Consider the following 20,324-nt stretch of genomic DNA (forward strand, 5'->3'; position numbering starts at 1 on the left):
CGACCTGAATGCCTTCGCGGTCATGACACCGCGAGCCGGGCATCGCCGCGCCTGATCAGCGCCAGCGCGATCAGCACCGTCGGCGCGAGAATGCAGGCGGCGAGGGCGACGATCTGCCACTGCGACAGCGGATTGATGCCGCCGCCGGGTGTCGCCATCACGAAGCCACCGATCACCAGCAGCACACGTAGTGGCCATTCCATCGCGCCCGCACGGCGGAGATCGCCGACATAGGCTTGATAGCCCTGAATGCCGCCGCAGATGAAGACAATGCCGAGACAGGCAAGGCCGGTGAGGCCGAACGCTTCGAGGTAGGGGCTGTCGCCCTGCAATAGCAGCGTTGGATTCAGCACGAAGAAGAACGGGATGAAATAGATGATGCTGCCGACCCACATCGACTCCCAGCCGGTCTTCATCGCCGGCGCGCCGGCGATGCCGGCGGCGGCAAAGGATGCGATGGCGACCGGTGGCGTGATCGACGACAGCATGCCCCAATAGAAGATGAACATGTGCACGGCCATCTTGTTGAGGCCGAGCTTCTCCAGTGCCGGTGCGACAAGGATAGCGAGGAAGATGTAGCAGGACGTCGTCGTCAGGCCGAGGCCGAGGATCAGGCTGGTGAAGGCACACATGATCAGCAGCAGGAAGACGTTGCCGCCGGCGATCGCCAGAAGGTCGTTGGCCAGGCTCGAGATTACGCCGGTGAGCGAGAACGCGCCGATCAGCAACCCGCAGCCGGCGAGGATCGCGATCAGTTCGACGAAGGTCTTGCCGTTGAGTTCGAGGAAGTGGATCCATCGTGCGCCGCCCCAGTTCTTGCCGGGGAGGAATTCATTGAGCGCTGCGAGGATGCACATCCCCCATAGATAGGCGTTCTGCAGATCGAGCCAGACCATCAATCCGGTCAGCACAATCGAGAGCGTCAGGACGGCGGTGTTGCCCTTCTTCCACGGTGCCGGGCCTGACCATTGATGCAGGATGACCAGCAAAGCGGTGGCGTAGAACGGCGCATGGCTCTCGCGTTTGAAGTACAGCAGCATCACGACAAGGATCGCGATGACAAAGAGATAGTACCAGCCCTCCTTGAGCGCATCCATGAAGCGGGGCAGTTCCTCGCGCGGGATGCCTTCGAGCTTGTGGCGCGCGGCGTAGCTATCGACCTGCGCGAACAGGCCGAAGTAATACAGGATCGATGGAATCGTGGCAGCGAGTGCGACGTCGGCATAGCTCGTGTTCATGAATTGCGCCATGACGAAGGCCGTCGCGCCCAGCACCGGTGGCGCCAGCACGGCGCCGGTGGATGCGCAGGCTTCGATCGCTCCTGAATAGGACGGCGTGAAGCCGGTTTTCTTCATCGCGGGGATCGTCATCGTTCCAGCGGTGAGCACATTGGACACGATGCTGCCGCCTACGGTGCCGAGCAGGCCGGATGCAAAGATGCACACCTTTGCCGCGCCACCACGGAAGGTACCGCACATCGCGAAGGCAATGTTGATGAAGAACTTGCCGGCACCTGTCATCATCAGCGCCGTGCCGAACACCAGGAAGCCGATCACGGTGTCGGCAAATGCCTGGATCGGAATGCCGAGCAGGCTTTCGCCCGACAGCACGTGATAGGCCGTGGTTTGCTCCAGCGTCGACTGGGTGCCGCGGAACGGTCCGAGCCATTTGGCGTCGGCAAACAGTGGATACAGCGTGAAGGGGAAGACGCTGAGCAACAGGCTCCAGCCGCCGGTGCGGCGCAGCGCCTCCATCAGCACGAACCACATCACGAGACCTGCGGCGATCACGGGTTTAGGTGCGCCGTCGAATTCCCAGCCAAATTGCGCGGCCTTGCGGATGTTCATCATCAGGAAGATCGCGGCCGCGAAGGTCGCGATGAACAGCACGACGTCGTACCACGGCACTCGGTCGAGATCGGCCTTTGACGTTCCCGGAAAGATCAGGAACGTGAACGGCAGCATCAACGCGATCAGCAGATAGAAATATTCGGTGTTGAGTTGCGTGACATCGACAAAGAAGCGCAGCGAAAATTGCTGGTTGATGCAGAGCAGGATGGTTGCGAGGGTGGCCAGTATCAGCGCCCAGCGCCACACGCCGTGCAAGGCGCGAACGCGCGAGACCTCGGACTCCTGGAGGTCGGCGACTCCATGGGGATCGTCGAGTTCCATTTTTACGGGTATGTCGGATGCGGGCCGCGCATGATCGGGTGACGAAATTGACATAATGGCCCCGATTATTGTTCGCGGTTACAGCTAAAAATAACGACGTTATTCGAAGCCGTTCGGCATGCCGGCCTTCTTCAGCGCCGCCGCGCGGGCCGTCATCCAGCCGTCGAGAAACTCCTTTTCACCGGCTGATGCACTGGCCTTGGCGTATTCGCTCCATGCGGCCTTCAAGACGTCCTGCCGCTTCAGCAGTCCGTCATTGTGTGTCTGGTCTTCTGGCGTCCAGTTGCCGGCTTCCTTGAGGGCTTTTACGGCACCGGGATGAAACGGAACGACCCATTTCATGGACTGCGCTTTTACGGCGAGGCCTAACGCGCCTGGTGCGTTGTCCTTGTAGGCGTCAAAGTTGACGATCATCGCCTTGGTGATCGCGTAGATCTGATCTTCCGCCTGCAAGCCGTAGACGGTCGCGACGGGGTAGGGGTAGGTGCTCATGTTGACGGGCGCTGATGCCGTGATGCCCGCGCCGCAGGTCGCGACATGTGGATTGAAAAACGGTGCCACACGCTTGACGCGCTCCCAGCCGGCTTTGTCTTCCGCGGGGAGGGGCGGCCAGATGATGCCGCGCGGCGATGTCTCGACTTCCTTGGCCGGGCCAGTGATGGTGGTAGCAAAGGCTGCATCGACGTCGTTGTTCACCATGCCTTTCCACATTGCACCGTAGCTTGCGAACTCGATCGGCTTGATGTCTGCCTTGGTGAGACCGCCGAACGCCATGATCGCAAGCGAGTTTTGGTTCAGGGCAGGTGAGCCGACGACGAAGCCGACGCGTTTGCCGCGTAGATCCTTGATCTCCTTCACGCCGATATCACGAGCGACGCCGAGCGAGGCGCCATTACAGTCGATGGTCGACAGCGTGACCTGCGCTGGCTGTGGACCCCATTCCTTGACGCCGAATTCGAACACGCCTTCCTGTGCGAAGTAGATGCCCGAGCCCATCCAGGCGATCGTTGCGCGACCGGCGCGCAATGGCGCCAGCCGCGCGACATCATTGCCGGCAGGCAGCACACGCACATCGGTGGAATATTTGTCCTTCATCATCTTGCCGACGGCGACGGCGATGTTGAAGCCGGCAGTGCCGGTGTCATAGGCGGTGACCGCCATGGTCGGTGGAAGCTTGATATCCTGTGCGCATACAGCGCCGGTCGTACTGAGCACGGCAACGGACGCCAGCGCGATGAGCCGGTGAAGCATTTTCCCCTCCAGATGCATTCGCTTTGCGAATTGCTTTTTATTGTTCGGCGATCATGTCATCGCCGTCAGGCGCTGGCAATGTCCTGAGGCCGTTCGCTGCATGATGGGAGCGGTCACCATCTCAGACAGAATGCCGCAGCACATTGGTACGGCAGTCGAGGCCGCCACTGCATGTCTGCTCACGTCTCGACTGTGCCGAGCAACTGTCCTTCCGCGACCACGTCGTCGACCGCGACGATCATCGATTTGATTTTACCTGCGGCAGGAGAGGCGACCGGAATTTCCATCTTCATGGCTTCGACAAATGCCACTTCGTCTCCTTCATTCACGGAATCGCCGGTTGCGAGCGGCAGTGAGCAGATGCGGCCGGCGACTTCGCTGAGGATCTTGATCTCGGGCATGGTGTTCTCCGCGATCACGCGGGCGGCTGCTCGCTATAGGTGTAGCGCCGACGCGACCGGACAATTCCTAAGAATGAGAAGAAACGAGCAGCTTGGTGTTGTCGCCGCAGATTGCCTGAGGTAGCGTAGCCCGCAAGTGGAATATAATTCCGCACAGTGGAACGGGACGGCGGCGCACATCGGGGCAATCCAACGGATTGGCTCCCCGCGAGATGCGTCGTTTTAAGGGAAACGCATCATGGGACGACGTTCGGAACGGCTCAGCAAACAAGGCATGCTCGCCAGCGATCTGGCAGGCGACGGCGATGTGATCCAGGTGGTCTCGCGCGCCTTTGATATTCTTCGCTGCTTCGAGGGCCATGATGCCCGGCTTGGTAATCTCGAAATCTCCAATCGCTGCGGCCTGCCACGCTCCACCGTATCGCGCCTGACGCATACGCTGACGCGCATGGGCCAGCTCGCCTATCTGCCTGCAGATCAGAAGTACCGCATCGGATCGAGTGCGGTCGCGATGAGTGCTTCGATGATGCGGGGACTTCAGGTGCGCAACCTGATCCGCCTGCGTTTGCAGGAAGTGGCGGAGCAGGTACCTGGCACGATCGGCTTCACGATCCCCGATCGTTTCCACATGGTCTATCTCGAATATGCCCGCGCCGATCACGCGCTCGGATTGCATTCGACCACCGGCAGCCGCATTGCCATGGGCCGGACTGCAGCCGGCCACGCCTACACCGCAGCGCTCGACGAAGACGTCGGTAATGCCCTGATCAACGATATTGCGCGCGAAATGCCCGAGGACGCCAAGATTCTGCGCGGCAAGATCGCTGGGAACCGCGAATGTCTGCGTGACAACGGCTACGTTCTCGCAGGTGGCCTTTGGTCACCGCATATCACCGGCATTGCGACGCCGATCTGGTCGCCGCAGTATCAAACCTATGTGGTCGTCACCATCGGTCTACTTGCCGCCATGTATGACGAGCAGCGCCTGCAGGACGAGATCGCTCCGATCCTGCGTCAGCTCAGCGGCACGATCAGCATGATGGTTCAGAATGCAGATAGCGGCCTGACCAGTGCGCCCGTTCCAGATGCGCCTCCCGCGCCAACAGCTCAGAAAAAAATACTCCCGGAGGGAATGAATGAACTGGAAGCCGGAACTCGACGACCTCGCCCGGCGCGAAGCCTTCGCGCGGGAGATGGGGGGCGCTGACAAGGTCAAGCGGCAGCATGACCAAGGCCGGCTCACAGTTCGTGAACGTATCGACAGACTGATAGATGCAAAAAGCTTTCACGAAGTCGGGGCAGTCTCCGGCATCGGTGAATACGATGCGTCTGGCGAGCTGAAGCATCTGACGCCGGCGAATTGCGTGTTCGGTCGTGGCAAGATCGACGGCCGGCCTGTCGTCGTTGTTGGCGATGACTTCACCGTGCGCGGCGGTTCGGCTGATGCGTCGATCTCGGCCAAGCCGCTGATGGCCGAGGAAATGGCGCACGACTTCCGGCTGCCGATCATTCGCGTGATCGAAGGTTCTGGCGGCGGCGGTTCGGTCAAGACCATCGAGACCAGGGGCGCGGCCAATCTGCCGGGCGGTGTCGGCGGCACGCGCTGGTACTGGTACACGACGTCCAATCTGGCGCAGGTGCCGGTCGTTGGCCTTGGCCTTGGTTCAGTCGCCGGCCTCGGCGCTGCGCGGCTCGCAGCCAGCCATTATTCGGTGATGACGAAGAATTCCGCGATGTTCGTCGCCGGGCCTCCCGTTGTCGCGCGCCTCGGCCAGTCGCTTGAGAAGAAGGAACTCGGCGGCGCCGATATCCAGACGCGCGCTGGCGGCGTCGATCATGCCGTGGAAACAGAAGAGGAGGCCTTCGCCTGCGCGCGGCGCTTCCTGTCCTATCTGCCATCGTCCGTCTATGACCTGTCGCCCACGATCGCCTGCAATGACGATCCCGAACGTGCGGAAGAATCTCTGCTGAAGGCCGTGCCGCGCAATCGTCGGCAGGTCTACAAGATGCGCCCAATCATCGACGCCGTCGTCGACAAAGGCTCGTTTTTCGAGATGGCGGCGAATTTCGGCCGGCCGATCATCACCGGTTTTGCGCGTCTCGAAGGCCGTGCGGTACTGCTGCTTGCCAGCGATCCGTTCCACTATGGCGGCTCGTGGACCGCGGAAGCCTGCCAGAAGGTCGTGCGCTTCGTCGACCTCGCTGAGACGTTCCATCTGCCGGTCGTCTATCTCATGGATTGCCCGGGTTTCATGATCGGGCTCGATGCGGAGAAGGCAGCGACTATCCGTCACGGCGTGCGCGCCATGGCCGCGGTCAATCAGACCACGGTGCCGTGGTGCACGATCATCATCCGCAATGCGTTCGGCGTCGCTGGCGTGGTGCATCAGCCGGCCAACCGGTTCTCGATGCGTTACGCATGGCCTTCGGCCTATTGGGGCTCGCTGCCGCTGGAAGGCGGCATCGAGGCGGCCTATCGCGCCGAGATCGACGCGGCGGACGATCCAAAGCTCAAGCAGCAGGAAATCGAGGAGCGCCTCAACAAGCTGCGCTCGCCATTCCGTTCGGCCGAGAAGTTCTGGGTCGAGGAAGTCATCAACCCCACGAAGACGCGCTCGCTGCTGTGTGAGTTTGCACGTCTTGCCGAACCGCTCCGCACGGCAGGCCCGTCACGGCTCGCGATGCGGCCGTAAGCTATACTCGCCGCAGTAGCACGCTGGCATTGACGCCGCCGAAGCCGAAGCCATTCGAGAGCACGTGCTCAATGGCCATCGGCCGCGCCTTGCCGCGGATCAGATCGATGCCATCGGCAGACGGATCGGGATTTTCGAGATTGAGCGTGGCCGGAGCGATCTGATCACGCAGCGCGAGGATTGCGTAGACCGCCTCAAGCCCTCCGGCTGCACCGAGCAGGTGGCCCGTCGCGGATTTGGTTGAACTCACAGCGACGCTGCCGTTTGTCCCGAAGATCGACTTGATCGCTTCGAGCTCGCCGTGATCGCCGACCGGCGTCGATGTGGCATGGGCGTTCAGATGCTGGACATCGGCAGGCGTGATGTTGGCCTGTGCCAGAGCGATATCCATCGCGCGCCTGGCGCCGTCGCCGTCCTCACGACCGGCTGTCATATGGAACGCATCGGACGTCGTGCCGTAGCCGATCAGTTCGGCGATCGGCTTCGCGCCACGCGCCAAGGCATGATCCAGTTCCTCAAGCACCACGACGCCGGCGCCTTCGCCCATGACAAAGCCGTCGCGGTCGCGATCGAACGGGCGCGAGGCGCGCTCCGGATTGGCGACGAAGTCGGTGGAGAGCGCGCGAGCGGCGGCGAAGCCGCCGAGGCTGACGCGGTCGATACAGGCTTCGGCCCCCCCGGCGATGGCGACATCCGCTTCGCCGGAGCGAATGAGACGTGTAGCGTCGCCGATCGCCTGCACGCCGGCAGCGCAGGCTGTCACGGGTGCGCCGAGCGCGCCCTCGAAGCCGTAACGGATCGAGATGTGGCCAGCGGCGAGATTGACCAGGAACGATGGCACGGTGAACGGCGACAGCCGGCGGATGCCCTTGGTATCTGTCGTGCGGACCGCGTCGGCAATTGCCGGAAAGCCGCCGATTCCGGAGGCGATGATCGTCGCCGTGCGCTGGCGGTCTCGCGCATCCTTCGGCTGCCAGCCGGCTTGCGCGATGGCTTCATCGGCAGCCATCAGCGCAAACAGGATGAAGCGATCCATCTTCTTCTGGTCCTTGCGCGCCGCCGCCTTGTCAGGATCGAAACCGCCTTCCGGATCGTTCGCGATGTCGGGCACCTGGCCGCCGACCTTGGCGGCGAGATCAGTGGTCATGGCTTCCGGCAATAGACGAATACCGGATTGACCGGCGAGCAACCGGGACCAGTTGATCTCGACGCCGCAACCGAGCGGCGACACCGCTCCCATCCCCGTAATTACAACGCGGCGCATGATGTATTCCCGTTCTGATATGAGTGGCGAGCAGCCTGAATCCTAGGGGGATCAGGCGGTCGCGACCTTCTTGTCTTTTGAAATCGCCAGCACGATCAGCGCTGCAATAATACATAGCGCACCTGCCGCGAAAAAGGCAGGCAGATAGCTGAGCAGTACCGTGCGCGACAGACCAGCGCCGAATGCCGCCGTTGCTGCACCTAACTGATGGCCGGCGAAGATCCAGCCGAACACCAGACCCGCGCGTTCAGGTCCAAACTTCGACGCTGTAAGCCGCACGGTGGGCGGCACGGTGGCGATCCAGTCTAGGCCATAGAACAGCGCGAACAGCGACAGACCGTAGAACGAGAAGTCGGTGAACGGCAACGCCAGCAGCGAGAGGCCACGCAGGCCGTAATACCAGAACAGCAGGTAGCGGTTGTCGTAGCGATCGGACAGCCAGCCTGACGCGATGGTACCGACGAAATCGAACACGCCCATTGCCGCAAGCAGTCCGGCCGCCTGAATCTGCGGGATGCCGAAGTCGAGGCACATCGGGATCAGGTGCACCTGCACGAGCCCGTTGGTGCTGGCGCCGCAGATGAAGAACGTGGCGAACAGGATCCAGAACACCTTGGTCTGGGCAGCATCACGCAGGGCACCGAGCGCTGCCGCCATGATCGGCGAGGTGTTCGGTGGCGGCGCGGCCAGCGGTTCGGTGCTGGTGTCGCCATAGGGGCGAATGCCGATGTCGCTGGGACGGTCCCGCATCACCAGCAGCACCCCGAGCGCGGCTATGGCCAGCATCACGCACATCAGCGCCAGTGCCCAGCGCCAGTTGCTGTGCTCGGTGATGCTGGCGAGGATCGGCAGGAAGATCAACTGGCCGGTGGCCGCGCTCGCGGTGAGGATACCCACGACGAGACCACGGCGTGCGCTGAACCAGCGCGCTGCGACGGTGGCGCCGAGCACCAGCGCCGTCATCCCAGTGCCAATACCAACGGCGACGCCCCAGAGCGCCATGAGCTGCCAGACCTGCGTCATTCCGAGCGACAAGATGAGGCTTGCAGCAACGACGAGCAGGGCGATCAGCGTGACGTTGCGCAACCCATAACGGTTCATCAGCGCCGCGGCGAACGGCGCCATCAGGCCGAACAACACGAAGCGGATCGACATGGCGGAGGAAATCTCGGCGGTGCTCCAGCCGAACTCCTTCTGCAGCGGCACGATGAAGACGCCGGGCGCGCCAACCGCTGCAGCGCTGACCAGCGCCGTCACGAAGGTCACGGCGATCATCGCCCATCCATAGTGAATGTTGCGGCGGGCGAGGGCAGTGGAGAGCCATCCGGAAATCATCGGGTTTCCTGCAATCAATGAGAAGTGGCGTCGCGACGACGACCACCGCGACGATCATATCTGGGAAAGGCGGTTCAGCGAACGATGCGTTCGATGGCAATCGCGGTGGCTTCGCCGCCGCCGATGCACAGTGCCGCGACGCCGCGTTTCAGGCCTCTGGCTTCCAGCGCGTGCAGCAGCGTCACGATCAGCCGCGCGCCGGTGGCGCCGATGGGATGGCCCAGCGCGCAGGCGCCGCCGTTGACGTTGAGCTTCTCGCGAGGGATGCCAAGGTCGCGTTGCGCGGCCATTGGCACCACGGCGAAGGCCTCATTGATCTCGAACAGATCAACATCGCCGACGCTCCAGCCGACCTTGTCGAGCAGTTTGCGGATTGCCGGAATGGGCGCAGTCGTGAACCATTGCGGTTCCTGGCTGTGCGTGGCGTGGCCATGGATCACGGCCAGCGCGGGCAGGCCCTCACGATCCACGAGGGAACGCTTGGCGAGCACCAGGGCAGCAGCGCCATCGGCATTGGCGGACGAAGCAGCGGGCGTGATAGTGCCGTTGCTGCGGAAGGCTGGTTTGAGGTTCGGGATCTTGGCGGGATCGACCTTCAGCGGATGTTCGTCATTGGCGATCTCGCGAGCTCCGGACTTCTCGACGACGGTCAGTGGCGTGATCTCCGCCTTGAAGGCGCCGCTCTCCACCGCCTTGCGCGCGCGGGTCAGCGTCTCGATCGCATAGGCGTCCTGATCTCCACGCGTGAACTGATAGGCCTCAGCGGTGGCTTCGCCGAAGTCACCCATCGAGCGACCGACCTCATAGGCATCCTCAAGCCCATCCATCAACATGTGATCGATGATGCGATCATGGCCGACGCGGTAACCGCCGCGTGCCTTCTGCAGCAAATAGGGCGCATTGGTCATGCTCTCCATACCGCCGGAGACGACGATCTCCGCCGAGCCTGCATGGATGATGTCGTGGGCAAGCATGGTCGCCTTCATGCCGGAACCGCAGACCTTGTTGATCGTCGTGGCCCCGGTGGCGTCTGGCAGCTTGGCGCCTCGGGCGGCCTGGCGGGCGGGTGCTTGACCCTGGCCTGCAGGAAGCACGCAGCCCATGAAGACTTCGTCGATGCGCTCGGGTGTCAGTTTCGCGCGTGCCACGGCGGCACCGATGACGTGGCTGCCGAGCTTGTGCCCGGAGAAGGGCGACAGTTCGCCCTGGAAGCGGCCGAGGGGTGTGCGGGTGGCTGAGACGATGACGACCGGATCTGAGGCTGCGGACATGATGGAGGCTCCTTCGCGCAAGCGCGGGTCATTTGGATGACACTCATCATATGATGCGCTGCAGGATACGCAATGCCGGGAAGCCTAAATTTATCTTGGCAAAATTCTCGTGAGGTCGAGCCGCTAGCGTTTGCGGTTTATGAAACCCTGCATCAGCCGCTGTGGTTCGCCGGTCAGATAGGCCTCGCCGAACACGCCGACGCTGAGATTGACGGATTCTTTCAGCGGCAGCTCTTCCCACTGTTTCAGCAGGGCTTTTTGCGAGCGCATGGCTTCGGGTCCACACTCGAGTATGGCTTCGATCGTCTTTTCAACTTCGGCATCCAGCGCGCCTTCGGCCGCAACCACGTCGATCAGACCCCAATTCAGCGCGGTCGGTGCATCGATAGTGGCGGCAGTCATGATCAGCCAGCGTGCACGGCCCCAACCGATCAGGCGCGGCAAGAGGGCAGCGTGAATCACCGAGGGGATACCGACCCTGACCTCAGGCATGGCGTATTTGGAATCGTGCGAAGCGATACGGAAATCGCAGGCGGCAGCAAATTCGAGGCCGCCGCCAAGGCACCAGCCCGGGATGCGGGCAATTACGGGCGCAGGAAATGCGCGCGCAGCCTCGCAGAGATCGCGCAAGCCGGAAATGAACTTCTCGGCGGAGGCCTGATCCAGCGTCGCCATTTCCTTGATGTCGGCGCCACCGATCATGCTCTTTTCGCTCTGGCCGGCGATAACAAGCGCGCGAATGGCGCGTTCCGTGGCCAATACCTCGATGCCCTCGCGAACGCCCTTGATTGCGGCTGAATTCAGAATATTGAGTGAGCCGGCATTGCAGATCGTCAGCCGAACTATACCTCGCGGGTCGCGTTCGACACCGCAGTGGGGATTGAGCATATGCATGAAATCGTCTCGTCCCTTGGCATTCCCTTGGGCCGGCGCGGATCGCCGGTCTTGTCCTATCAATTCCGCGTCAAACTGCGTTGTTGTCAAGGCCTGCGGCCAGGAGCGCGTTGCGTGCGCGAGGCGGTACGGGTAATATGATTGACATCATCTATTTGTCTTGAATGGACCGCCGATGCGCTATTCGAAGGAACATAAGCTCGAAACTCACGCGCGGATCGTGAAGAAGGCTTCCGTGCGTCTGCGCGAAAAGGGCGCGCATGGCATCGGCGTGGCCGACCTCATGAAGGATGCGGGTCTCACCCATGGCGGCTTCTACGCGCATTTCGATTCGCGCGAGGCGCTGGTGATTGAAGCCTTTGCCTATGCAATGGACCGATCGACCGATCGCTGGCGTCAGTTGGCTGGGCAGGCGGCGCCGGATCAGCGCCTGGCCACGATCGTGGATTCTTACCTGTCGCCGCAGCACCGCGACAATCCGGGCCATGGTTGCGCCGTCCCGGCGCTGGGCGCTGAGATCGCGCGCGAAAGCCCCAAGACGCGCAAGGTGTTTGCCGCCAAGCTCGATCAGATGATCGAGATGATGTCCGAGCAGTTTCATGGCGGACCGAGCAAATCGGCGCGCAGACAGGCGATGGCGGCGCTTGCCACCATGATGGGCACCATCGTGCTCGCCCGCGCCGCCGGCAATGGCGAGTTGTCCGAGGAGCTTTTGAGTGCTGGCCGCGAGGCCGTGCTGGGCCGTGCTGCAGCGCCGAAGCCGACAGCGTCCAAGGCTGAGGCTCCCAAGAGCGGGGCTAGAAAGCCGACTGCAAAGAAGGCGGCAACCAAGGCCGTATCTGCCGCCAAGAATTGATAATCGGCGCACTGCCTGCGACATTGTCGCGGCGGTGACATTCTGACAGGGCCAAACTGCAGCGAGCCTGCAATTTCGCAAATCCGCCGCGCGTGCAGGGCCTTTCCAAACGCCATAAAGCCTGATCAACATCGGGCCAAATTTGGCTCCCAGGAGGAAACGCATGCGCACGATTGGACATTTCATCGGCGGCCGTGAGGTCGAGGGCAAGTCGGGGCGTTTCGCCGACGTTTTCGAGCCGATGACTGGCGAAGTTCAGGCCAAGGTTGCGCTGGCCTCCAAGGCCGAAATGCGCGCCGCGGTTCTCAATGCCGCCGAGGCGCAGGTCGCTTGGGGCAACACCAATCCGCAGCGCCGCGCCCGCGTGCTGATGAAGTTCCTCGAACTCGCCAACCGCGATTACGACAAGCTGGCCGATTGCCTGGCGCGTGAGCATGGCAAGACCGTGCCGGACGCCAAGGGCGATATCCAGCGCGGCCTGGAAGTGATCGAATTCGCCTGCGGCATTCCGCATCTCATGAAGGGCGAATATACCGAAGGCGCTGGTCCCGGCATCGACATCTATTCGATGCGCCAGGCGCTCGGCGTCGTCGCCGGCATCACGCCGTTCAACTTCCCGGCGATGATCCCGATGTGGAAATTCGGCCCGGCAATCGCTTGCGGCAACGCGTTCATTCTCAAGCCGTCCGAGCGCGATCCCGGCGTGCCGATGATGCTCGCCGCATTGATGATCGAAGCTGGTCTGCCGCCGGGCATTCTGAACGTCGTCAATGGCGACAAGGAAGCCGTCGACGCCATTCTCGACGACGAAGACATCAAGGCTGTCGGCTTCGTCGGCTCGTCGCCGATCGCCCAGTATATTTACGAGCGCGCTGCGGCGACCGGCAAGCGCGCCCAGTGCTTCGGCGGCGCGAAGAACCACGCCATCATCATGCCCGATGCGGATATGGACCAGACCGTCGATGCGTTGATCGGCGCCGGCTACGGCTCCGCTGGCGAGCGCTGCATGGCGATCTCGGTGGCCGTGCCTGTTGGCAAGACCACGGCCGACCGTCTGATGGAAAAGCTCATCCCGCGCGTCGAGAGTCTGAAGATCGGCACCTCCGTGGATCCGTCCGCCGACTTCGGTCCGCTGGTGACCAAGGAAGCCGTCGACCGCGTCAAGAACTATGTCGATATCGGCATCAAGGAAGGCGCCACGCTCGCCGTCGATGGCCGTGGCTTCAAGATGCAGGGCTACGAGAACGGCTTCTATATGGGTGGCTGTCTGTTCGACAACGTCACCAAGGACATGCGCATCTACAAGGAAGAGATCTTCGGGCCCGTGCTGTCGGTGGTGCGTGCCCACGATTACGAAGAAGCTCTCGCGCTGCCGTCGGATCATGACTACGGCAACGGCGTTGCGATCTTCACCCGTGACGGTGATGCTGCGCGCGACTTCGCCGCCAAGGTCAATGTCGGCATGGTTGGCATCAACGTGCCGATCCCGGTGCCGATCGCCTATTACACCTTCGGTGGCTGGAAGAAGTCCGGCTTCGGCGATCTCAACCAGCATGGTCCGGATTCGATCCGCTTCTACACCAAGACCAAGACGGTCACCGCGCGCTGGCCATCGGGTGTCAAGGAAGGCGCCGAGTTCTCGATCCCGTTGATGAAGTAAGAACACGCAAGCGGCCCGGCGCTCCCAAAGGTGGTGCACCGGGCCGTTTCATTTTCCCGGCTGATCAACAATCAACAAGAAGGGCGTGATGCAATTCGCTCTCGATGAGGAACAGACCGCCGTTCGCGACATGGCGCGCGAATTTGCTGCGGAAAAGATCGCTCCCTTTGCGCTCCAATGGGACGAGGACAAGCATTTCCCCAAAGAGGTGATGCGCGAGGCGGCGCTGCTCGGTATGGGCGGCATCTACATTCGTGATGATGTCGGCGGCTCCGCACTGACGCGTTTCGACGCCGCGCTGATTTTCGAGGCGCTGGCGACCGGCTGTCCGACCACCTCGGCCTTCATTTCGATCCACAACATGGCGTCGTGGATGATTGATTCCTATGGCAGCGAAGCGCAGCGCCAGAAGTGGCTGCCGCGACTTTGCACTATGGAGCTGCTGGCGAGCTACTGCCTGACTGAGCCCGGCTCGGGATCGGATGCAGCGGCGCTGCGCACCCGCGCCGTCGTCGACGGCGACCACTATGTGCTCAACGGCCAGAAGCAATTCATCTCCGGGGCCGGCGATACCGACGTCTATGTCGTGATGGTCCGTACGGGCGGCGAGGGCGCCAGCGGCGTCTCGACCATCGTGGTGGAGGCCGGTACGCCCGGTCTGTCGTTCGGCAACAACGAACGCAAGATGGGCTGGAACGCGCAATCGACACGCGCCGTGATCTTCGAAAATTGCCGCGTGCCGATCGCCAACCGGCTCGGTGACGAGGGCATCGGCTTCAAGATCGCCATGGCCGGCCTCGACGGTGGTCGTCTCAACATCGCCGCGTGTTCGCTTGGTGGCGCGCAGTCGGCGCTCGACAAGTCGTTGAGCTACATGAAAGAGCGGAAGGCGTTCGGCAAGCGACTCGACGAATTCCAGGCACTCCAGTTCCGCGTCGCCGATATGGCGACCGAATTGGAAGCCGCGCGCACGTTTCTGTGGCGGGCGGCGGCGGCGCTGGACCGCAAGGATGCCGATGCCGGCATGCTCTGCGCGATGGCCAAGCGCTTCGGCACTGATATCGGTTTCGAGGTCGCCAACGATGCGCTGCAGCTGCATGGCGGCTATGGCTATCTCGCCGAATACGGGATCGAGAAGATCGTGCGCGATTTGCGCGTGCACCAGATCCTCGAAGGCACCAATGAAATCATGCGGCTGATTGTGTCGCGCAAATTGATCGAGGGCGCGCGATGAGTTCGGACGTAGCGACCGAGGCCGGCGAACTGATCGTCGCGCGCGAAGGCGCGGCTGGTGTGATCCGCCTCAACAGGCCGAAGGCGTTGAATGCCCTGACGCTGGAGATGACCCGCGAGATCGCGACGGCGCTCGATATGTTTGAGGCCGATCCGAAGGTTGCGCTCATCATTCTCGAAGGAGCAGGCGAGCGCGGGCTGTGCGCTGGTGGCGACATTCGCGGTCTCTATGAGAGCGCCAAGGTCAAAGGCGATCTCGGCAAGATCTTTTGGCGCGAGGAGTACATTGTCAACGCGCGTATCGCGAAGTTTCTAAAGCCCTATGTCGCTTACATGGATGGCTTCGTGATGGGCGGCGGCGTCGGTCTGGCCGGCCATGCCAGCCATCGCATCGTCACCGAGAAGACCAGGATGGCGATGCCGGAAGTCGGCCTTGGCTTCTTCCCCGATGTTGGCGGCACCTGGCTGTTGTCGCGTGCGCCGGGCGAACTCGGGACGTATTTCGGTCTGACCGGACTGACGGCAAATGGTGCCGATGCGCTTGCTGCACATATGGCGGACGTCCTGATCGACACCGTCAATTGGCCGGCATTGCGCGAAGCGCTGACAAAGCTGTCGTCAGGTGCCGATGCAGCGTTGGTGATGACGACACTCAAGAAGTTTGCAGCCCCGGAACAAACCGGTCCAGTCACGGCGCAGCGTGCGCTGATCGATCGCGCTTTCGCCCATGACAGCGTCGAGGAGATCGTGGCTGCGCTTGAGCAGGACGGTTCAGATTTCGCGCTGGTGACGATCAAGGCCATGTCCGACAAATCACCGCGGGGGCTCAAGGTTACCCTGAAGCTGTTGCGGCTAGCGCGCGCGTCGAATTCGCTCGAGGAATGTCTGTCGCGCGAATATCTCGCGGCGCTGGAGGTGTTTGATAGCGCAGATTTCGTTGAGGGCGTGCGTGCGGCCATCATCGACAAGGATCGCAATCCGAAATGGCAGCCACCGGATCTCGAGGGCGTGACACCGGAGATTGTCGCGCGCTATCTGGCCAAACGCGATGTTGAGCTGACCTTCTGAAGGTCGAGCGTTCTGAACGAAAGTTGGATTTCGCCGTTTTCATCAGGCTTTAAAAACAAACAAACGATCACGAGGGCAGGACATGACCAGCATTGCATTCATCGGTCTCGGCAATATGGGTGGCCCGATGGCCGCCAACCTGGTCAAGGCGGGCCACAAGGTGACGGGCTTCGATCTCGTCGAGGCGTCCCGCGCGCAGGCGAGGGCGGATGGCGTGACCATTGCTGACAAGGCGGTCGATGCCGTGAAGGGCGCCGAGGTCATCATCACCATGCTGCCGGCCGGCAAACACGTGGTGTCGGTCTGGAGCGAGGTCATTCCCGTTGCCGCCAAGGGGGCGCTGATGATCGATTGCTCGACCATCGACGTGGAAAGCGCACGCAAGGCGCATGAACTGGCGGCTGCGCAGAAGCTGCCGTCGGTCGATGCGCCGGTCTCCGGTGGCACTGGCGGCGCCAAGGGCGCGACGCTGACCTTCATGGCTGGCGGCGATGCCAAGGCGTTCGCGTCGGCCAAGCCGGTCCTCGAAGCGATGGGCAAGAAGATTGTCCATTGCGGCGATGCCGGTGCGGGGCAGGCGGCCAAGATCTGCAACAACATGATCCTCGGCATTTCCATGATCGGCGTCAGCGAAGCCTTCGTGCTCGCCGAGAAACTCGGCCTGTCGCATCAGGCGCTGTTCGATGTGGCCTCGACCTCGTCGGGCCAGTGCTGGTCGCTGACCACCTATTGCCCGGTGCCGGGACCGGTGCCGACATCGCCGGCCAACAATGAATACAAGCCGGGTTTTGCCGCAGCACTGATGCTCAAGGATCTCAGGCTGTCGCAGGAGGCCGCCAAGGCCGCCGGCGCCAGGACGCCGCTCGGCGCTCATGCCGAGAGCATCTATGAGACCTATGAGAAGGAAGGTCACGGCGGTGATGACTTCTCGGGGATCATTCATCACCTTAGGCATTTGATGCCGAAATAGCGGAGCGCGTCGGCATGACCACGTTCAAGCAGGCCCGCGCCTTCCTCCTCGAACACCGCACCGACTACGCCACCGCCGTTGCCGGCTTTCGCTGGCCCGATCCGGTCGACTTCAACTGGGCGCTCGACTGGTTCGATGCCGAACTCGCCCATGATCCCGTCAGCAAGGACCGGACGGCGCTCTGGATCGTCGATGCGGCCGCCAGCCGCGAGACGAAGTTGTCGTTCGAGGTGCTGTCGCGGCGCTCAAATCAGGTTGCCAATTTCCTGCGCGCGCAGGGGCTGAAGCGCGGCGATCATCTGTTGCTGCTGCTCGGCAATGTGGTGCCGCTGTGGGAGACCATGCTGGCGGCGATCAAGCTCGGCGTCGTCATCATTCCTGCAACCACGCTGCTGACCCCGGATGAATTGCAGGACCGGCTCGACCGCGGACGTGCCAAGCTTGTGGTGGCGGCAGAGGACCAGGTGGCCAAGTTCGGCAGCCTGAAGACCGCGGGCATTGGTCAGATCGTCGTCAACGCCACGTCGCCTCACGACGGCTGGCTGGCTTTTGAGACCTCAGCTGAATTCCCCGACACATTCACGCCGGATGGCCCGACCAGAGCGGACGACCCGATGCTGCTCTATTTCACCTCGGGCACCACGGCGAAGCCGAAGCTCGTGCGGCACAGCCAGCGCAGCTATCCCGTCGGCGGACTCTCGACGATGTTTTGGATCGGCCTGCAGCCGGGCGACGTGCATCTCAACATTTCTTCACCGGGCTGGGCCAAGCATGCCTGGAGCTGCTTCTTCGCGCCATGGAATGCCGGCGCGACCGTGTTCGTGGTCAACCAGCCGCGCTTCGATGCCAAGGGCCTGCTCGCCACCATCGGCCGCTGCGGCGTGACGACGCTCTGCGCACCGCCCACCGTGTGGCGGCTGTTCATTCAGGAGAAGCTTGCCACCTTCAAGGTCGCGCTGCGCGAAGTCTGTGGCGCCGGTGAGCCGCTCAATCCGGAAGTGATCGATCAGGTCAAGGCGGCCTGGGGCCTCACCATTCGCGACGGCTACGGCCAGACCGAGACCACCGCGCTGGCCGGCAATTCGCCGGGCCAGACCGTCAAGGTGGGCTCCATGGGCCGTCCGCTGCCGGGCTGGAAGGTTCGCGTTGTCGATGCCGACGGCAATCCGGCGAAGGAGGGCGAGGTCAGTCTCGTGCTTGGCGTCGATCGCCCGGCAGGATTGATGCAGGGCTATCAAGCCGAAGACGGTAGTGTCAGCGGTGCGAGCGGTGAGATCTATCGCAGCGGCGACGTCGTATTTTCCGATGACGATGGCTATCTCACTTTCGTCGGTCGCTCCGACGATGTGTTCAAATCCTCGGACTATCGCATTAGTCCGTTCGAACTGGAGAGTATCCTGCTCGAACACGATGCCGTGGCTGAGGCCGCCATTGTACCGAGCCCCGATCCGATCCGACTCGCCATCCCCAAGGCCTATGTATTGCTGATCGGCGATACCGCGCCGTCCAAGGCAACGGCGCTGTCGATCTATCAGCATCTGCATGTGCGTCTGGCGCCGTTCAAACGTATACGTCGGATCGAGTTCGTGACCGAGCTGCCGAAGACGATTTCGGGCAAGATTCGCAGGGTGCATCTGCGTCGGCTCGAACACGCCGACGATCGCAGCGACCCTCTCCGCGGCGTCGAGTTTCGCGAAGAGGATTTCCCCGAATTGCAGGCACTCCGCGCGGCAGGATCGCAAGAGGGCGAGCGGTAATTTGTCGCGCTTTGCATGGCTGCAGCGCACAATTTCGCTTGGCGTCAGGGTGTGCGCTGTGGAATCTGCGCCCGCAACGCAACTGGATTTTGAGGACTGAGACTGAATGAGCGCGATGATTGAACGTGATGCCTATATCGCCATGGTAGGCAAGGAAGTCGGCGTGTCGCCCTGGCATGTCATGGACCAGAAGCGCATCGATGCGTTCGCCGCGGCGACGGAGGATTTTCAGTTCATCCATGTCGATCCCGCGCGTGCGCGCGAAACGCCGTTCGGCACGACGATCGCTCATGGCTTCCTGACCATGTCGATGCTCTCGGTGTTTTCCTATGAGGCGCTGCCGCAACTCGCCGATGTCGCCATGGGCGTCAATTACGGTACCGACAAAGTGCGCTTCGTGTCGCCGGTCAAAGCAGGATCGCGCATCCGCGGCCGCTTCACGCTGACCGAGGCGACGTTGCGCAAGCCGAAGGAATTGTTCACGCGCACCAGCGTGAGTGTCGAAATCGAAGGCGAGGACAAGCCGGCGCTGGTCGCCGACTGGCTCGGCCTTGTCTATTTCAATTGAGGAGAGTTCCAAATGACCATTCGATTTGACGGCCGCGTCGCCATCGTCACCGGCGCCGGCAATGGATTGGGCCGCGCCCATGCGCTGGGCCTTGCGAAGCTCGGCGCCAAGGTCGTGGTCAACGATTTCGGCGGCGCGCGCGACGGTACCGGCGGTTCGCTGACGGCGGCGGAAACCGTGGTCGAGGAAATCCGCGCAGCCGGTGGCACGGCGATGCCCGATGGCGCTGATGTCTCCAACTTCGAGCAGGTCAGCGCGATGGTCGACAAGGCCACCAAGGACTGGGGCAGCGTCGACCTGATGTGCGCCAATGCGGGTATCCTCCGCGACAAATCCTTCGCCAAGATGGAGCTCGCCGACTTCGCCAAGGTGCTGGACGTGCATCTCACAGGCACCTTCTATTGCTGCAAGGCGGTGTGGGAAGGTATGCGCGCGCGCAACTACGGGCGCATTGTGCTCACCACCTCGTCGTCTGGTCTGTATGGCAATTTCGGTCAGGCCAATTACGGTGCTGCCAAGACTGGCATGGTCGGCCTGATGAATGTGCTCGCCGAGGAAGGCCGCAAGACGGACATCCGCGTCAACATCGTGTCACCGACGGCCGCCACGCGGATGACCGAGGAACTGCTGCCCGCGCAGGCGCTGCAACTGATGAAGCCGGAAGCGATCACGCCGGCAGTTGAATATCTGCTGAGCGAGAATGCGCCGACCAAGACCATCATGGGTGCTGGAGCAGGCTCTTTCGCGGTGATCAAGATTCTGGAAAGCGAAGGTGTCAATTTCGCCGAAGCTGACTGGAGCCCGGATACGATTGCCGCGCATTTCGCGGACATTAGTGATATGTCCAAGGCCAAGGCGCTGGAAGGCGCTTTCCATCAGACCCAGAAGTATGTCGAGCAGGCCGCCATTCGCTTGGGCGTAAAAGCCTGATC

General features: G+C 62.3%; 17 protein-coding genes. 10 read left to right on the plus strand and 7 right to left on the minus strand.

What is annotated here, in order from left to right:
* Positions 1-20 precede the first annotated feature (20 nt).
* The 3 genes from AB7783_RS05630 to AB7783_RS05640 all read right to left on the minus strand — a co-directional run bounded on the left by AB7783_RS05630 (position 21) and on the right by AB7783_RS05640 (position 3,823).
* Positions 21-2,225 carry a TRAP transporter permease gene (locus tag AB7783_RS05630; protein ID WP_441277078.1) on the minus strand — a complete coding sequence of 735 codons (2,205 nt, stop codon included), beginning with the start codon at positions 2,223-2,225 and terminating at the stop codon, positions 21-23.
* A 45-nt stretch (positions 2,226-2,270) separates the two neighbouring features.
* Positions 2,271-3,422 (minus strand): TAXI family TRAP transporter solute-binding subunit, encoded by a 1,152-nt coding sequence (locus AB7783_RS05635; RefSeq protein ID WP_441277079.1) that lies wholly within the window; start codon positions 3,420-3,422, stop codon positions 2,271-2,273.
* Positions 3,423-3,601: 179 nt separating this feature from the next.
* Positions 3,602-3,823 (minus strand): acetyl-CoA carboxylase biotin carboxyl carrier protein subunit, encoded by a 222-nt coding sequence (locus AB7783_RS05640; protein ID WP_068730696.1) that lies wholly within the window; start codon positions 3,821-3,823, stop codon positions 3,602-3,604.
* Between the two features lie 238 nt (positions 3,824-4,061).
* On the opposite strand from AB7783_RS05640, the gene AB7783_RS05645 reads away from it, so the two are divergent.
* Both AB7783_RS05645 and AB7783_RS05650 read left to right on the plus strand, forming a co-directional pair.
* Entirely contained in the window at positions 4,062-5,030 is a 969-nt protein-coding gene (locus AB7783_RS05645; protein ID WP_441277080.1) for an IclR family transcriptional regulator, read from the plus strand.
* Positions 4,960-6,516 (plus strand): acyl-CoA carboxylase subunit beta, encoded by a 1,557-nt coding sequence (locus AB7783_RS05650; protein WP_441277081.1) that lies wholly within the window; start codon positions 4,960-4,962, stop codon positions 6,514-6,516. The genes AB7783_RS05645 and AB7783_RS05650 overlap by 71 nt, the downstream gene beginning before the upstream one ends.
* A gap of 1 nt (position 6,517) precedes the next feature.
* Here AB7783_RS05650 and fabF read toward each other — a convergent pair whose 3' ends face one another.
* The 4 genes from fabF to AB7783_RS05670 form a co-directional block, all read right to left on the minus strand.
* Complete coding sequence (gene fabF, locus AB7783_RS05655) at positions 6,518-7,780, minus strand: beta-ketoacyl-ACP synthase II (RefSeq protein ID WP_441277082.1); 1,263 nt, start codon at positions 7,778-7,780, stop codon at positions 6,518-6,520.
* 51 nt (positions 7,781-7,831) lie between these two features.
* Positions 7,832-9,115: an MFS transporter gene (locus AB7783_RS05660; protein ID WP_439058180.1), complete on the minus strand. Its 1,284-nt coding sequence runs from the start codon at positions 9,113-9,115 to the stop codon at positions 7,832-7,834.
* A 74-nt stretch (positions 9,116-9,189) separates the two neighbouring features.
* The gene (locus AB7783_RS05665; protein WP_093759132.1) at positions 9,190-10,386 is read right to left on the minus strand and encodes an acetyl-CoA C-acyltransferase; all 1,197 of its coding nucleotides are present in this window, start codon (positions 10,384-10,386) and stop codon (positions 9,190-9,192) included.
* 123 nt (positions 10,387-10,509) lie between these two features.
* The gene (locus AB7783_RS05670; RefSeq protein ID WP_441277083.1) at positions 10,510-11,280 is read right to left on the minus strand and encodes an enoyl-CoA hydratase; all 771 of its coding nucleotides are present in this window, start codon (positions 11,278-11,280) and stop codon (positions 10,510-10,512) included.
* A 175-nt stretch (positions 11,281-11,455) separates the two neighbouring features.
* Between AB7783_RS05670 and AB7783_RS05675 the strand changes: the two genes are divergently transcribed.
* From AB7783_RS05675 to AB7783_RS05710, 8 genes are all read left to right on the plus strand, one after another.
* Complete coding sequence (locus AB7783_RS05675; RefSeq protein ID WP_441277084.1) at positions 11,456-12,136, plus strand: TetR family transcriptional regulator; 681 nt, start codon at positions 11,456-11,458, stop codon at positions 12,134-12,136.
* A 163-nt stretch (positions 12,137-12,299) separates the two neighbouring features.
* Positions 12,300-13,796, plus strand: a complete 1,497-nt coding sequence (locus tag AB7783_RS05680; RefSeq protein WP_068730703.1) for a CoA-acylating methylmalonate-semialdehyde dehydrogenase — start codon at positions 12,300-12,302, stop codon at positions 13,794-13,796.
* Positions 13,797-13,884: 88 nt separating this feature from the next.
* Entirely contained in the window at positions 13,885-15,030 is a 1,146-nt protein-coding gene (locus AB7783_RS05685) for an isobutyryl-CoA dehydrogenase (RefSeq protein WP_441277085.1), read from the plus strand.
* Positions 15,027-16,097: an enoyl-CoA hydratase/isomerase family protein gene (locus AB7783_RS05690; protein WP_441277086.1), complete on the plus strand. Its 1,071-nt coding sequence runs from the start codon at positions 15,027-15,029 to the stop codon at positions 16,095-16,097. The genes AB7783_RS05685 and AB7783_RS05690 overlap by 4 nt, the downstream gene beginning before the upstream one ends.
* Before the next feature lie 82 nt (positions 16,098-16,179).
* Positions 16,180-17,067 carry a 3-hydroxyisobutyrate dehydrogenase gene (gene mmsB / locus AB7783_RS05695; protein ID WP_089267276.1) on the plus strand — a complete coding sequence of 296 codons (888 nt, stop codon included), beginning with the start codon at positions 16,180-16,182 and terminating at the stop codon, positions 17,065-17,067.
* Positions 17,068-17,081: 14 nt separating this feature from the next.
* On the plus strand, positions 17,082-18,824 hold the full coding sequence (locus tag AB7783_RS05700) for an AMP-binding protein (RefSeq protein ID WP_441277087.1): 1,743 nt from the start codon (positions 17,082-17,084) through the stop codon (positions 18,822-18,824).
* 106 nt (positions 18,825-18,930) lie between these two features.
* Positions 18,931-19,392: a MaoC family dehydratase gene (locus AB7783_RS05705; protein ID WP_441277088.1), complete on the plus strand. Its 462-nt coding sequence runs from the start codon at positions 18,931-18,933 to the stop codon at positions 19,390-19,392.
* Positions 19,393-19,404: 12 nt separating this feature from the next.
* A complete protein-coding gene (locus tag AB7783_RS05710; protein ID WP_441277089.1) occupies positions 19,405-20,322 on the plus strand; it encodes an SDR family NAD(P)-dependent oxidoreductase in 918 nt (305 codons plus the stop codon).
* The last annotated feature ends 2 nt before the right edge of the window (positions 20,323-20,324 follow it).

Source organism: Tardiphaga sp. 172_B4_N1_3, assembly GCF_052076035.1.
Lineage (GTDB): Bacteria > Pseudomonadota > Alphaproteobacteria > Rhizobiales > Xanthobacteraceae > Tardiphaga > Tardiphaga robiniae.

What these genes read in the sequence shown, in the direction of transcription:
- AB7783_RS05670 (WP_441277083.1), bottom strand. Translation starts at nt 11,280, where the DNA reads ATGCATATGCTCAATCCCCACTGCGGTGTCGAACGCGACCCGCGAGGT.
- AB7783_RS05700 (WP_441277087.1), top strand. Translation starts at nt 17,082, where the DNA reads ATGACCACGTTCAAGCAGGCCCGCGCCTTCCTCCTCGAACACCGCACC.
- AB7783_RS05685 (WP_441277085.1), top strand. Translation starts at nt 13,885, where the DNA reads ATGCAATTCGCTCTCGATGAGGAACAGACCGCCGTTCGCGACATGGCG.
- AB7783_RS05660 (WP_439058180.1), bottom strand. Translation starts at nt 9,115, where the DNA reads ATGATTTCCGGATGGCTCTCCACTGCCCTCGCCCGCCGCAACATTCAC.
- AB7783_RS05665 (WP_093759132.1), bottom strand. Translation starts at nt 10,386, where the DNA reads ATGTCCGCAGCCTCAGATCCGGTCGTCATCGTCTCAGCCACCCGCACA.
- mmsB (WP_089267276.1), top strand. Translation starts at nt 16,180, where the DNA reads ATGACCAGCATTGCATTCATCGGTCTCGGCAATATGGGTGGCCCGATG.
- AB7783_RS05690 (WP_441277086.1), top strand. Translation starts at nt 15,027, where the DNA reads ATGAGTTCGGACGTAGCGACCGAGGCCGGCGAACTGATCGTCGCGCGC.
- AB7783_RS05645 (WP_441277080.1), top strand. Translation starts at nt 4,062, where the DNA reads ATGGGACGACGTTCGGAACGGCTCAGCAAACAAGGCATGCTCGCCAGC.
- AB7783_RS05710 (WP_441277089.1), top strand. Translation starts at nt 19,405, where the DNA reads ATGACCATTCGATTTGACGGCCGCGTCGCCATCGTCACCGGCGCCGGC.
- AB7783_RS05640 (WP_068730696.1), bottom strand. Translation starts at nt 3,823, where the DNA reads ATGCCCGAGATCAAGATCCTCAGCGAAGTCGCCGGCCGCATCTGCTCA.
- AB7783_RS05675 (WP_441277084.1), top strand. Translation starts at nt 11,456, where the DNA reads ATGCGCTATTCGAAGGAACATAAGCTCGAAACTCACGCGCGGATCGTG.
- AB7783_RS05680 (WP_068730703.1), top strand. Translation starts at nt 12,300, where the DNA reads ATGCGCACGATTGGACATTTCATCGGCGGCCGTGAGGTCGAGGGCAAG.
- AB7783_RS05650 (WP_441277081.1), top strand. Translation starts at nt 4,960, where the DNA reads ATGAACTGGAAGCCGGAACTCGACGACCTCGCCCGGCGCGAAGCCTTC.
- AB7783_RS05705 (WP_441277088.1), top strand. Translation starts at nt 18,931, where the DNA reads ATGAGCGCGATGATTGAACGTGATGCCTATATCGCCATGGTAGGCAAG.
- fabF (WP_441277082.1), bottom strand. Translation starts at nt 7,780, where the DNA reads ATGCGCCGCGTTGTAATTACGGGGATGGGAGCGGTGTCGCCGCTCGGT.
- AB7783_RS05635 (WP_441277079.1), bottom strand. Translation starts at nt 3,422, where the DNA reads ATGCTTCACCGGCTCATCGCGCTGGCGTCCGTTGCCGTGCTCAGTACG.
- AB7783_RS05630 (WP_441277078.1), bottom strand. Translation starts at nt 2,225, where the DNA reads ATGTCAATTTCGTCACCCGATCATGCGCGGCCCGCATCCGACATACCC.